Annotated in this window: 9 protein-coding genes; 8 read left to right on the forward strand and 1 reads right to left on the reverse strand. The window is 38.8% G+C overall.

The window, feature by feature from the left end:
- Window positions 1-190 precede the first annotated feature (190 nt).
- From B3139_RS14295 to B3139_RS14320, 6 genes are all read left to right on the forward strand, one after another.
- A complete protein-coding gene (locus B3139_RS14295; protein WP_293884189.1) occupies window positions 191-1,384 on the forward strand; it encodes a thiol-activated cytolysin family protein in 1,194 nt (397 codons plus the stop codon).
- Between the two features lie 25 nt (window positions 1,385-1,409).
- Window positions 1,410-2,573 carry a thiol-activated cytolysin family protein gene (locus tag B3139_RS14300; protein ID WP_293884191.1) on the forward strand — a complete coding sequence of 388 codons (1,164 nt, stop codon included), beginning with the start codon at window positions 1,410-1,412 and terminating at the stop codon, window positions 2,571-2,573.
- A gap of 61 nt (window positions 2,574-2,634) precedes the next feature.
- Window positions 2,635-4,401 carry a thiol-activated cytolysin family protein gene (locus B3139_RS14305; RefSeq protein ID WP_293884193.1) on the forward strand — a complete coding sequence of 589 codons (1,767 nt, stop codon included), beginning with the start codon at window positions 2,635-2,637 and terminating at the stop codon, window positions 4,399-4,401.
- Window positions 4,402-4,459: 58 nt separating this feature from the next.
- On the forward strand, window positions 4,460-5,980 hold the full coding sequence (locus B3139_RS14310) for a S41 family peptidase (protein WP_293884195.1): 1,521 nt from the start codon (window positions 4,460-4,462) through the stop codon (window positions 5,978-5,980).
- A gap of 356 nt (window positions 5,981-6,336) precedes the next feature.
- Entirely contained in the window at window positions 6,337-9,399 is a 3,063-nt protein-coding gene (locus B3139_RS14315; protein WP_293884197.1) for a SusC/RagA family TonB-linked outer membrane protein, read from the forward strand.
- A gap of 10 nt (window positions 9,400-9,409) precedes the next feature.
- Complete coding sequence (locus B3139_RS14320) at window positions 9,410-11,086, forward strand: SusD/RagB family nutrient-binding outer membrane lipoprotein (RefSeq protein ID WP_293884199.1); 1,677 nt, start codon at window positions 9,410-9,412, stop codon at window positions 11,084-11,086.
- Window positions 11,087-11,221: 135 nt separating this feature from the next.
- Here B3139_RS14320 and B3139_RS14325 read toward each other — a convergent pair whose 3' ends face one another.
- Window positions 11,222-12,415: an ATP-binding protein gene (locus B3139_RS14325; RefSeq protein ID WP_293884201.1), complete on the reverse strand. Its 1,194-nt coding sequence runs from the start codon at window positions 12,413-12,415 to the stop codon at window positions 11,222-11,224.
- 210 nt (window positions 12,416-12,625) lie between these two features.
- Between B3139_RS14325 and B3139_RS14330 the strand changes: the two genes are divergently transcribed.
- Together B3139_RS14330 and recG are read left to right on the forward strand one after the other, a co-directional pair.
- Window positions 12,626-13,051, forward strand: a complete 426-nt coding sequence (locus tag B3139_RS14330; RefSeq protein ID WP_293884203.1) for a hypothetical protein — start codon at window positions 12,626-12,628, stop codon at window positions 13,049-13,051.
- A 66-nt stretch (window positions 13,052-13,117) separates the two neighbouring features.
- Window positions 13,118-15,223: an ATP-dependent DNA helicase RecG gene (gene recG / locus B3139_RS14335; protein WP_293884205.1), complete on the forward strand. Its 2,106-nt coding sequence runs from the start codon at window positions 13,118-13,120 to the stop codon at window positions 15,221-15,223.
- Window positions 15,224-15,259 lie beyond the last annotated feature (36 nt).

Raw genomic sequence — 15,259 nt, forward strand, 5'->3', positions numbered from 1 at the left:
TTTTTCTCCATCTATTATTAAACATAGAATATTTCTAATTCGTTTTGAAGGCTGCACTGTTGATATAAATTATCATAAATTCAAATAAGTATTGATAATAGCAATACACAAATGTGTAGTAATATGTTTAAGGAAAAGTAAATTAATATAATTTAATAACTTTGCCGCTTAATTTTATAAAAAAAAACACGTGAAAACTATTAAAAGTATTATCCTACCGGTAACATTGATCGGCTTACTGGCCACATCGTGTTCCAAAGTAAAAGATTTGGTACCAAATGAGGAAAAAGAAATCAACACCCAAGCCAAAGGTTTCAAAAAGTACACCTTTGAACCTACAATATTTAACTTATCCAATTTTGAAAAGAATGGAATACAAGGGCTGTTCAACAAAACAAAGCAAAACTCCATGACCTTTCTAAGGGACAGTACATGGGCTAACGGAAAAGGGAAAACTGATTTTTATGAATCTACCGAAATACCAGCTGTCCTAGACGAAACCAGAAGACAATTATACCTTGGAGCTATTATTAAAGGAGAGGATGCAATTAATGTTGACAATGTTAAAACGGTCTTTATTTCTCCACAACATCGTAATCCAATCACTATATATGTAAACTTCCCTACTGACAGTATTTATAGAACTACCTTACCATCAAAAAGAGTAGAGAATGAATATTTGAGAAATGCGCTAAAAGCGGGTTCCGGTATCCAAATTCAATCGTTTACCTATGAACAGAGCCAATTTCAGAAGACTGAGGAGCTGAAAAAATCATTTGGTGCAAATTTGGATTTAGGAAAAATATTGAAAATTGACTATTTGGATACACTTAGCAAGTCCAGTTTCAAGACAAAAGTGCGCGCGGAATTTACGCAAGAAAACTTTTCTGTTAATATAGAACCACCTATATATGAACCTTTTTTAAAGGAAAGCTTTGATATTAAAACAATTGGACCATACGAACCGTTAATTGTAAGTTCAGTAACCTATGGGCGCAAGGGAATATTCATCATGGAGTCTGATTCATCTTATTCAATGGTAAAACAAACATTGAACGTAGCTTTCAACCTTTCAGCCGAAATGTTAGGTTTATCCGCTACGGAAAAATTGGGTGATAAATTTTATGCAGAACTTAATTTACGACTTACCAAGGAACAAAAAGCAATCATCCAAAATGCAAGAATAAAGGTTTATATAGTCGGAGTAGATGGAAAAAGCACCGTTGAGGCAGTAACAGGAGGTCTAGCGGGATTTGCAAAGGTAATTGCCCAAAATGGAAACTTTACACCAGAAAATCCGGGAGCTATTTTGTATTATTCATTGAACTATTTACGTGATTTTGGAACTTTCAGGAATAAGTTTCAACTGAATATTACATATTAATTTCCTATAATAATCAACAATGGTCATGAGAAGAAAACTGTATATTCTATCCATCTTATTCTTTCTAGTAATAATCGGATGTAAAAAGGACACTCCCTATCAAAAGAGCGCCGATATGGAAAAGAGTAAAAAAAATTTACTATCAAATTATTTTAAAGATTTAAAAATCGAGCCTATCGCACCGGTTATTGTTGAAAACAAGAAACTTGAAGCAGAATCCTTATCTGGCAAAAGTAAAAAAGCTGTTTTGACCCATCTACGGGACACAACAACCGCATCGGGAGTCGGGACCGTTTCATATTATGAGTCTGACGAAATGATAGTAACCCCATCAAACTCGAGTTACATCTATCCGGGGGCCATTTTAAAAGCATCCTCGATAGCAACTGATAAATTTGAAACTCTTTTCGGCTATGATAGAGCGCCAATCAGTGTGCAACTTTCATTCCCATCAAGCAAATCATTTGGAACAATACCAACTGCAAGTCTAGCGAATAGCAGGATGTTTTTAAGAGACGCTTTGATGGCACCGGACTTTTCCGGCGAGACCATTGTTGATTTTACTCAATACTTTGCGGGATTCAATAAATATGAAGAAGTCAAGCTTGCATTTGGCTATAATGTAAATGAGAAAAAATTATTTTCTTCGACAAACACTTCATTTAACGAAAGCTCTAATTCAACCAGATATTTTTCGAAATATGTTGCCAGCTATACTGTCAAAAATTTCACCTTTGATATGTCTGATCCAGTAGAGGGAGAACTTATTGATATTAAATCAATTCCGCCCAATTTATTTAATGGTTTTTCTCCAGTCTATATCAATTCGGTTACTTATGGTCGCTTTGGTTTACTAGTACTGGAATCCAATAAGCTCGGTAATGATATGAAAAGTGTCTTCGAAAAAGTCGTTAAGAAAATTTTGAAAAAAACGACAGAATCATACACACAAGAAGAAAAATCGCTGTTCGCTGGCAGTAGAATAACAATTTATTTATTAGGGAGCAAAATAGGGAGTAATACAGTTCAGTTATTGTTGGATCCTGATCCGGAGAACCTCTCAAATTTTATATCAGAAAACGTGGGAACGTTTACAGCCAGTGATCCAGGTGTACCGATCTCCTATACTGCCAAGTACCTAAAAGACAATTCTAGGTTTAAAACTGTTTTCAATATTCAGCGCTATTAATTATCTAGAATTCATAATGTCCAAGTAGTTTAGCTCGCGACTTAAAAAAATGAAAATTAAAATGAATAAAACACTAAAAAGTTATAAAAAAAGAAATATCCAAAAAACCCAAAATATATTATATTACTTCTGCCTGCTTTTAGTTGTTTGGGGATGTTCAAAAGATCATTTTGATGTTCACAAAACTACACTTGACGATAGCTTGAAGGCATTGAAAGATCCAAGATTAGATCCGTTCACCATAAACACGAATGCATTTCCCAAACCGATCGATACCCATGGATTCGTAAAAAAAAGCAGCACCGACAACCCATCTAGGAGTGGTGGCAAACGTGCTTGGGTAGAAAGGGAACCTGACACGATAGACGTGAAAGGTTCTCAGATCTTCCTGTATCAGAAATATAAGGCACAGATGTTTACCATTGTGGAACCAGAGATGAGCAAGATTATCTATCCGGGTTCAATTATTGATGGTAGAAGTGTAGATGGTCCGAATTTTGATCCCAAAATGTTACTTGGAATCTCAGATCATATTCGTCCAGTCACTATATCTACATCTATGCCTATTTCGCCAGATAAAGTTGCTTATACAAACTTACCCAGGCCCATTGCAGAAAGAGCACTATTTAATGCAGCTTTGAATGATTTAGAGCGCTTATATCCCGATGATATCGGCGCCGCCAAATTGGACGTGGATAGAGATACTTTTCGCGTCTATGAAGAATTAAAGACGCTATATGGTTTTAATAAAAAAATAGATGCATTCTTAGTCGACACGAAGACAATAAAACAAGGCGAGAATCATATGATTGCCTCAAAATCGGCTATGAAGATCCGGTTTGCACAGGAAAATTTCACTATAGATGTCGAGGACTACAATGGGTATGATAAATTATTCGATCCTAGAGGGTTAGATATGCAGAAAATTACAGGCGGTGTGACCCCTCTTTTTGTCAAAAGTGTAACTTATGGCAGAATGGGAATCATGGTGATTGAATCTGGATATAGCAGCGAAAAATTATACAAGGCCGTCTATAAACAGATTGATATCCTTAAAGGCATTATTGGGCTCGGCAGAGATATGACCGAAGAAGAGAAGAAAATAATCAACGAAGCTTCCATTAAAGTCAAATATACAGGTGTCGGATCGGACTCATCCCCAGCGGAAAAAATCCAGGGGCTGGCAGGATTTATTCAGACCTTGACTGCCAATAGTACCTATTCAAAAGAAAACCCCGGTGTGCCAATTGCATTTCAGTTAGCGCTGCTAAAAGAAGGCAATGAACTTTTCGCAGCACCATTTCAAATTAATTATGGACCTTTTGATAAGCCATATTTAAGGATTGAGTACAGAAACTTTAAACAGGAAGTAAAAAAACCAGGACTATATCAGGGAAACTCCCATCCTAGCGTGAATTTGAGCACTCAATTATCATGTAGAGCCGAAGCCTATTTAGCATGTTATCAAGATCCGGGCGCTACGATAAGATTAACTGTACCAAACTTTTTAGAGTTTAAATATGATATCATTAAACACACAAAATCTCAAGGAAATTACTTTGGTCGACTTTACGGAAACGGTGAATATACAATACCAAAAAATACGTTTTTTAAAAATTATGGTTTCGAAGCTAAAATAGAGGATGCTCTTTCAGAAAAACATTATTATCAAGAAGCGGATAATTTCACAGGATATCCTAAATCGCGAGAGATACTTATTCAAAACAACACATTCAAATTAAAGCCGAATGCCAATTATTATCATGTTTTACCGGAATTATTTAACGATTATAAAAAATTTGAAAAGTTAGAGTTTAATGACCTATAGAATATTAAAACTAGATTAGGAGCAACAAAGAATGAAAGCTAAGTCGATTAATATTTTTGTGACTAGTGTAATAGTAATTTTATTGTACTCTTGCAATAAAAAAGACATTCCTATTTATGACATTTCATCCAATCAGCGCAAAATAGTAGAGAAGTTAGATTCCATCTATCTCATTGCTCAACAAGTATATTTATGGAACGATCAATTGCCCGCAATTGATCGTTTCAATCCCAAAGCATTTTTTTATGCACAAACAAATGAAATCAACCTCTATGAAAATGAAATTTTTCAATTAACACGTTATGCAAAAGATCCAACAACAAATGAACTTTATGAGTACAATCCTTTCAGTCCAAAATTGCCAAAATACTCTTCGATAGTTCAACCGATGACTTCTAGCGATGAAAACATAGCAAAGGATTATACCCTATCAAATCCCTTTGGTATTTCTGTTGCCGTTGAAAATAATAATGTTAGACTTATTTATGTAGATCCCAATTCACCTGCAGGGAAAGCAGGGTTAACCAGGGGAATGCAAATTATGACTATAAATGGAGAGAAGGTCATTTCAGAAAAGTCCTTTATCAAACAATGGGAAATTGCACTTAATCTATCCTTTATCAAATTTGAAATACTTGATCTAAATCTAGGAAGAAGAGAAGTCCGATTAAATGCAGCTATATATGAAGAAAATCCTATTATCAAAAAGTTAGTATTAGACAGAAACAAAACTAAAATCGGATATTTAGCCTATAACAGTTTTACTTCTGAGGAAAATACCAAAAAGGTTCTAGAACCCGCATTTTTAACATTCAAACAATCCAATGTCTCAGAATTGATTGTCGATCTGAGATACAATCAGGGAGGCTTTCAAACTAGTGTTAATTTTTTCGCGAACTTGATTGCCCCCTTGTCAGTGGACAAGAAAATTATGTATTCCGAACGTTATAACGATCTAATGCAAATGGGGAACGCTGACATTTTAAAGTCCCAATACGTTCTAGATCAAAATGGAAATGCTACTTATGAGAATGGTAGACTGATTACCCTGCATGACTTAGATTATACAGAAGGAGCCAATACCAACTATTTCAGCAAAGAATCAGGCTTGCATGGTCTTAAAAAAATCTATTTTATCGTTAGTGACATCACCGCATCAGCGAGTGAGCTGTTAATTAATATTTTTAAACCATATCTGGATGTGCAAATTATAGGTGTATCAAGAACGGGCCAAGAAAAGGTGCAGACTTATGGTAAACCAATCGGCTTTTTCCCAATTAAAGTAAAGCAATTTGACCTTTACCTGAGTACGTACCAACTTTTAAATTCGAAAAATGAAGGTCATTATTTTAAAGGTATACCCGCCGACCGAACTGTGATAGATAATATCGAAGCTGATTTTGGTTCTCTGGCAGACCCTGCTATAAATTCAATTATTAACAGTAGTACCCAAAAAAGGCTCAAAAATTCAGAAAAAAAAGAGTTTTCCAATAGACGACATCCTATTTATTACTTCAATAATGACCGCCTGAAAGGAAATCTAAAAACAGTTAAGGATCTCAAACTAAAAAAGCAGTAAATGGCTCTAATTTAAATAATACAACCCTCGAACAGAACAAAAAAAGAAAAAAAACGTACATAACTAATAAACAAACAGTTATATAAAAAATAACACCATTTGTATCAACTTTATTTCTTAAAATTTTTGATTTGCCATCAACAGTAGTAAATTAGCATCTAATTAAAGGAATCACACGCCTCTAATCCCATCGATTTAGAGTATTGAATACTATACAATAATCACTTGCTTCAATCTCCAGCAATATTCAATACTGTTTCCCTAACCAAAATGCTAAATGGAATTAGCCCGCTCCATTAGAACTTCACCGTTATGAAAATACGTATATAAAAAACTGAATATAACACATATACTATATGAATAACAAATTATACTCTACTTTGAGGGTGTTGGGTATTGTTCCGACAATGCTTTTTTCATCATCCTTATTGCATGCGCAAACCAACCAGATAAAGGGAACGGTTGTTGACGCTAAAACCAAAGCCCCTATTCCAGGCGCCACAATTAAAGTGCTGGGCACTTCCAATGCAAGTTCTACAGATGTAAAAGGCGCATTTCAGATCAATGTAGATGACAAAAATCGCATATTGAACATCAGTACTGTCGGTTATGAAAATAAAACGGTAACATTGGGTCCTGGAGAAACGACAGTAACGGTGAGTTTAGAAGAACAAACACAGCAGTTGGAAAGTGTCGTGGTCACCGCACTAGGTATTAGCCGTGCACAAAAATCATTAACATACTCAACACAACAGGTCAATGGTGACGAATTGAACAAAGTCAAAAGCACCAACTTGGCAAATAATTTAAACGGTAAAGTAGCCGGCGTTAATATTGCTTCCAGCTCTTCAGGACCAGGTGGCTCGGCGAAAGTTATTTTGCGTGGTAACAAGTCGGCCTCTGGCAACAACCAGGTACTTTATGTTGTCGATGGGGTTCCGATCAATAACCAGACAGTAGCTTCACAACCTGGAAATATCTATGGGGGTGATCGTGACGGTGGAGATCCAATCGCTTTAATCAACCCAGAAGATGTAGAAAATATCTCTGTATTAAAAGGAGCCTCAGCAGCTGCATTATATGGCAGTCAAGCCGCCAATGGTGTTATTTTGATTACAACCAAATCTGGCAAACAAGGCCGTACTACTGTCAATTTTTCATCAAGCGCGCAGCTAGAGCAGGCTGTATCGTTACCTGAGTTTCAAAGCCAATACGGACGAGGGTCAGGTGGTAAAAGCAATACAACCAGTTTATCAAGCTGGGGAGACAAAACCAACGGTGCTAACTATGACAATGTTGGCGAATTTTTCCGCACAGGTAGCAACTTCACCAATTCATTGACATTGTCTGGAGGTAACGAAAAAAATCAAACGTACTTCTCCTATGCAAATACGCTTGCAAAAGGTATTCTCCCAGAAAATGACCTGATGCGTCACAATTTCAATTTAAAGGAAAGTGCCAAATTCTTTGATGATAAACTAACAGTAGAAGGTAGTGCAAACTATATCACACAAAAACTGGATAACGCCCCTTCCTCTGGATTTTACTTCAATCCTTTAATCGGGCTGTACCTATTACCACGCAACCTAGATATCGCTGACTACAAACAATTTGAAACGTTTAATAGTTCCCGGAATCTATACGATCAAAATTGGTACACTTTAAGTGACGTAGAAACAACACAGCAAAACCCATGGTGGATAGTCAATAGAAATCCAACCCGTTCAACGCGGAATCGTCTCCTACTAAATGGTAGCGCTAAATATCAGATTGCACCTTGGATCAATGTCCAAGCCCGTGGGAGTTTAGACCGCACAAGCGAAGTATGGGACCGCAAAGTATATGCAGGCACACCAACGCCCCTCGGTAGACCAAACGGTAATTATGATTATACAAATACAACGATTACACAGCAATACGGGGATTTGATCGCTAACATGAACTTTCACATCAATGACAAATTTCAAATTACAGGATTGGTTGGTACAAGTATCACGGATTGGAAAACGGAGGGTGTTAACTATTCAAGCGGGACCGTTGGTTTAGAATACCCAAACCAGTTTATTATTCAGAACTCAACAACACCAGCCCCGTCCACTTTGTCTAACAATCGCAGACAGTTACAATCAATATTTGCAAGTACAAATCTATCTTATGACCAATGGCTTTATCTCGATCTTACAGCGCGTAATGATTGGGCAAGCACATTAGCGTTTACAGACTCCAAATCTTTCTTTTATCCATCTGTAGGACTAGGAATTGTGTTAAATGACAAATTACAGTTGCCTGAATTCATTAACTTGGCAAAGATCAGAGGTTCTTATGCAATTGTAGGAAATGACCTTCCTCCGTATACAACGTTATTGACCAATACCGTGGGTTCTTACTCCGTATTGACCTTAAATGATATCGCTTTTCTTAGAACATTAAAACCGGAGAAAACACATTCACTGGAACTTGGTACCGAATGGCGTATGTGGAACAACCGTTTGAATGTGGATGTAACTTATTACAAGACGAATACTAAGAACCAGTTTTTCAAAATTGCGGCCAATCAAGCATCTTTATATAATCAATTTGCAATTAATGCCGGAGATATCCAAAATCAAGGGGTTGAGGCATTAGTTTCAGTTGATGCGATCAAAAATGACAGTTTCACTTGGAACACCAGCCTAAACTTCACCTACAATAAAAACAAGATTATCAAATTAGACGATCGTGTAACAGAGTTTGCACTAACAGGCGCTGGAAATTTCGGCAACTATGCCTCAAAATTCCAAGTTGGTGGTTCTTTCGGCGACATCTACGGAAAGGATTTTGTTCGTGATGTCCAAGGTCGGATTGTCGTGGATGGCGATGGAACACCTCAAATAAATTCGGATTACGTCAAATTAGGAAATTCGAATCCAATCTGGCAACTGGGTTGGAACAATACGTTTAACTACAAGAATTTTAGCCTGAGTTTTCTGATCGACGGTAAGTTTGATTATCAAGTAATGTCATTAACGCAAGCTTTGCTCGACGGAAATGGTGTATCGAAAGTAACTGGAGATGCTCGTGCAAATGGCGGAGTAACTATCAACGGTGCCACATCAAACGGAACACCTGTCACAAATATTGATGCCGAATCATGGTATAGTAAGACAGGGGGTATAAGTCCTGCAAGTAGCCAATACATCTATGATGGAACAGTGGTTAGATTACGCGAATTAACCTTTGGCTATAATTTTAATATTAAAGATAGTTTCTTTAAAAAACTTCGTATCAACGCCGTAGGAAGAAATCTCTTCTACATCTCCAAAAAGGCTCCTTTTGATCCAGAAGTAGCCATGTCAACAGGCAATTCGTTAAGCGGGATAGATATTTTTATGATGCCTGCAACCCGTAATTACGGACTTACGTTAAATGCAACTTTTTAAGAATACTCACATGAAATATACGTTCAATAATATAAGCAAATTTATCGCTACAGGGTTACTCATTGGAGGTACCTTAAGCGGTTGTACCAAGAATTTTGAGGATTACAACAAAAATAATATCGGATTGACCGACGCGGAACTAGCTGCTGGAGGAAAAGACTTGGAGATATTGTTTAAAAGGCCGCAGATGGCAATATACAATTTCTCTGGCGGTGGAGATCCCAATTCCTTTCAATTGCAACAAAACCTGAATGCAGACGTTTTTTCAGGATACATGATGCCAGCCACAGATTTTAAGCTAAGCAACCTTAATTACGCGATGAAAAGTGAATGGAATGGGGAAGCTTATAAAGCTCTTTATCTCAGTGTAATTAATCCTATTGACAAATTACAAAAAAACGGACTGGATAAAACGTATCCTGCTCTTGGAGCGGTCGCAAAAATCCTTAAAGTAGAAGCCACCAGTCGTGTTACTGATATATATGGGCCAATTCCATACATCAAAGTTGGATCAGCGGAGGAAACTACCCCTTATGATAAACAATCTGATATTTATGCGGCATTCTTTACTGAGCTAGAGCAGGCAGTAGAAGCATTAAAATCATTCAATGCCCAGAGTCCTATGACTAACAAAATTGAAGCAATTGACTTGATTTATCCAAATATGGATAATCAGACACGATTTAAAAATTGGCTTAAACTAGCTAACTCACTTCGGCTACGTCTTGCTATGCGCATTGTAAAAGTAAATCCGCAATTAGCAAAAACACAAGCTGAAATAGCATTAAACCCTATCAATGGCGGCGTTTTGGAAAACAACACAGAGAATTTTAAAGTTACAGTACCAACCAATGGCACATTTACCAACCCCCTCTGGTTCATTTCTAAAAATTGGACTGACACGCGCATCAATGCAACACTCACATCCTATATGGTAGGACTAAAAGATCCAAGGATCGCCAAATATATGTCCCCCGTTACCCCAGTATCAACAGATACTTTACTCCTTGGCTCTAAAGGAAAGTATATCGGTATCCGTGCAGGAGGAGTCAATATAAAAAAGGAAACACACCTAAATTTTTCTGCACTCAATACAGAAGGAAATACACCTACACTAACTGCAAACACAGCTCCCGTCCTAATGACGGCAGCAGAAGTCTACTTCTTACGTGCCGAGGCGGCTTTAAGAGGCTGGAACAATGCAGGGGGCACAGCACAATCACTTTATGAGAAAGGAGTGGAGACTTCCTTCACGCAATGGGGTGTAACGTCAGGGTTGAGCAACTATTTGAATGATAATACAAGTACTGCCGCAGACTATGAAGATCCAGTCAATAAAGAAAACAATGCTAAATCGCCAAGTACATTAACCATCAAGTGGAACGAAGGTGCAAGCAATGAGGAAAAACTAGAACGTATTATCACCCAAAAATGGTTGGCGATCTTTCCGGAAGGACAAGAAGCTTGGAGTGAATTCCGCCGTACTGGATATCCACGTCTATTCCCAGTTGTGGTCAACAATAGCGGTGGACTGATCGATACTAAAATACAGATCCGTCGCTTACCGTTCCCACAAAATGAATACAACACTAATGCAGCTGAAGTACAATCTGCAATCTCGTTGTTGGGCGGACCTGACAACGGGGGTACCAGACTTTGGTGGGATTTAAATAAGGGTAATTTCTAATCGAGAGATCATCCGGGATAAATTCTCAAACGGGGCTATTCAAGTTTTGAATAGCCCCGTTTTTATATAATTTTTACTGTCCCGTTCAACGCAAGATCCCAATGTGGGAAGCGGGTCAATGATCCAGCGGGAATACTAATATAAAAATCCGAATAACCATAGCGGAATCTTTGCGCCAAAACCTGTTTCTATACCATCTGCCGCAATCAGATAACGATCCGCATTTCGAACCTGCTGACTACCTTTATTTTTACCGCCCACTTCGATATGAACCTGCTCGACTAAAAAGTCGCCAGTCTGCGGTTCGGATACTTCCAGCCCTGCATGAAGCAATTGATTCAATAAAAAAGTTTCCCGTAGATTTCCTTGGTTTGGATCTGGGTGAATTGCATAAGAAAGGTTGGTATTTTCCAAGAAAAGTTTGTCCGGCTTTTGTAGCCGCGATACGCCTTTCCCTTGTGCGGATAAAACATTTAAGAGTCCTGCGTCCTTCAATTGATAGATGTATTCTAATATGCGATCTCTGGAAATATCCATTTTGGCTGCTAAGGCGGAAATATTAGGCTTGAAAGGAGCGGATTCTGCTATTACTGCTAATAAGCGTTTTACTTTCACAGCCGTACCAGCATTGTAAGATGCAATGTAAGCAAGATCAATATCAACGACCGCATCTATAATTTGCTCTAGTTTAGGCAAATATTCGTTTTCACCTTCGGTAAATATAGGCAGATAACCCGATCGCAGATACTTTGCAAATAGTGGCAGCGGTCTTATGGAGGAAGTAATATTCACACTGATCTCGCGATGTTGCTTTTGAATGTCTTCAAATGTCATCGGAGAGAATGAGGCCACTCCCGAGAACTGGAGATATTCTCTAAAAGAAAGTCCTGCCAATGTATAGCTCACCACTCGCCTGCTTAAATCGGCTTGACCACGATAGATGTCTAAAGCCGATGATGCCGAAAATATAACGCGCATACCGGGAATCCCATCATAAATATTTTTGAGTTCCCTGGACCAGTTAGGATACTTATGTACTTCATCAATCAGAAGGAGTTGCCCCCCCTGTTGATACCAATCCATTGCGGTATCTAATAAACTATGGTTGTAAAACCAGGTATGATCAGCGGTAATATAGAGACTTTTATCTTTTAATGCGCCCAGATCATATTTCATATGCTGCAATAAAATCGTCGTCTTACCTGCCCCACGTGCACCTTTGATCCCTATCATCCGTTGATTCCAGTTAATTTTTTCATGAAGGTATCTCCTGAAATCATTGTTGATGCCCTGCAAAAGAATATCTTGAAAATTGATCAAAGTTTCCATATTGTCGTTTCTATATTACAAAAATAACTAAATTTTGTTGTTTTAAAACTACATTTTTACTAACATATTGTTGTTTCAAACCTACAATCTAATGAAAATTATGCGCAATAGAGTTCAAAATCAAATTTCTCTTGACAAAAACTTCATGGAAATCCTTTGTAGCAAAGACCAAGAATTACCCGTCTGATTAATAAAACCAAGAAGAAGATTATGAAAAATCTCTCAATTTTGAGTATTACCACCCTATTGGCATGTTGCATGCTATTTGTTGTTTGTAAATCGGAGTCACATTTAGAAAATCCCTACAAGGACAAAACAGAAAAGGAACTTGAGTCGCTCTCCAATGAGAAGTACAGCAAAATCGTTGCCTTTGCCAGTCCAAAATCATGTACTGACGCCACAGAATGGGAAATGATGGAAATACGGACAGTATGTGGGACAAGTTACCTTCCCTATCACAAATCCGTTGACAAAACAACCTTGCAAAATATGATCAATGACAACAACCGGTTGATGGAGATATACCAGCCAATGGTGGCTCCCAAAATAAATTGTATACCTTATCGCAAACCATTGGGCGTGATCTGTAAAGAAGGAAAAGCAGACATTAAATATGAAGAATCTGCTTCAAAATAGTCACACTAGCCCAAGAAACGGCTCCATAAACGCATAAATTTTTCGTAATTTAGCCATTCAAGAAGAATGGCTGAATTAAGTTTAATTACCCCCATAGAATACCTCAAAGGTGTAGGTCCACAAAAGGCAGATGTGCTCAAGAAAGAGTTACAGGTATTTACCATTGGTGATCTACTGACGCAATATCCTTTCCGTTATATCGACCGTACAGCGTTTCATAAAATCCGGAAACTTCATCCCGATATGATGGCGGCACAGGTACTGGGGCGATTGGTTTCGCTACAACTCGTGGGCGAGAAAAGAACGAAACGTCTTGTCGGTTCTTTCAAAGACGAAACGGGCTCCATGGAGCTGGTCTGGTTCCAGTCCATCCCATGGCTCCAAAAATCATTAAAAGTCGGCTCAGCCTATATTATTTACGGCAAGCCGAGCGAATTCAATGGGCAGCTTTCCATTACGCATCCCGAAATGGATTTATATAATCCGCAGGTTAAACAGATCGGCAACATGAGTTTGCAGCCGGTGTATTCGTCGACAGAAAAACTCAAAAAGTTCAATCTGGATACCAAAGGGATCCAACGCTTGCAGCAGACTGCACTGGAAACCGTATTCCGTGGTATTGACGAATTGCTTCCTCAGGATGTCATCATTAAGCATCGTTTGATTTCCAGACAACAAGCTTTTGCATCCATACATTTTCCAAGCGATCAAAAGGAGCTGAACCAAGCGATTAAACGCATCAAGTTTGAAGAGCTATTCTTTATACAGCTCAAGTTGCTCAACAATAAACAGCTCAATACCCAGAAGTTTAGAGGCCAGCGCTTCAATAAAGTCGGTGAAAAATTCAACACGTTCTTTAACGAGCGCCTTCCATTTCCTTTAACAGGAGCGCAGAAACGCGTTGTGAAGGAAATTCGCCTGGATACCAACACAGGCGCGCAGATGAACCGCCTCGTACAGGGCGATGTAGGGTCCGGGAAAACTGTTGTTGCCCTGATGAGCATGCTGCTCGCTGTAGACAATGGATTTCAGGCGTGCATGATGGCTCCGACAGAAATCCTGGCGACCCAGCATTATCATGGACTTAAAGATCTTGTGGGCGAAGATATTGTTACGATAAAGCTTCTCACTGGCTCCACCAGTACGAAAGAACGTCGTCTGATCCACCAGGCCCTGGAGGATGGTAGCCTGGATATTTTGATTGGCACCCATGCCCTGATCGAGGATAAGGTAAAATTCAACAACCTAGGCTTCGTAGTAATTGACGAACAGCACCGTTTTGGTGTAGAACAGCGGGCAAAACTCTGGCGCAAGAATGTCATTCCACCGCATATGCTGGTTATGACAGCGACACCAATCCCACGGACACTAGCCATGACCATGTACGGCGACTTGGACATTTCCGTCATAGACGAATTACCAGCAGGACGTAAACCAATCAAAACTGTCCACTTTTTTGAAAGTTCGCGTTTACGAATGTTTGGTTTTATGCGTGAGGAGATTGCCAAAGGCAGGCAGGTCTATGTGGTGTACCCGCTCATCAAGGAAAGCGAAAAACTTGATCTGATATATTTAGAAGCAGGCCTAGAAAATTTGCAACGTGAATTTCCGCTACCACAGTATAAGATCAGCATTGTCCATGGCAAAATGCCCGTAAAAGATAAAGACTTTGAAATGCAGCGCTTTGTCAAACACGAAACGCAGATCATGGTTGCTACCACCGTTATTGAGGTCGGGGTCAATGTCCCGAATGCTTCGGTCATGGTCATTGAAAATTCCGAACGTTTTGGGCTATCCCAGCTGCACCAATTGCGTGGCCGCGTAGGCCGTGGTGCCGAACAGTCTTTCTGTATCCTGATGTCGGGGAATAAACTGAGCAAAGAAGGACGGTTGAGACTGGATACCATGGTGCGTACCAACGATGGATTTGAAATTGCAGAAGTGGATCTGCAGCTCCGTGGGCCGGGCGATATATCCGGGACACAGCAGTCGGGTGTTCTTGATCTCAAAATGGCAAATCTGGCCACAGATCAAGCGCTGCTCACCGAGTGCCGAAATACCGTTATCGAAATCTTCAAAGAAGACCCGATGCTCCAAAGCGAAAAAAATCATTTGCTCCGAAACTTCCTCGCAAGAAAATCAGATGGTATCGCCTGGGACAAGATTTCTTAACCGCATGTCATTTTCGCTAGGAAAATTGATCCATCA

It is taken from the genome of Sphingobacterium sp. UBA1498, from assembly GCF_002325125.1.
GTDB lineage: Bacteria > Bacteroidota > Bacteroidia > Sphingobacteriales > Sphingobacteriaceae > Sphingobacterium.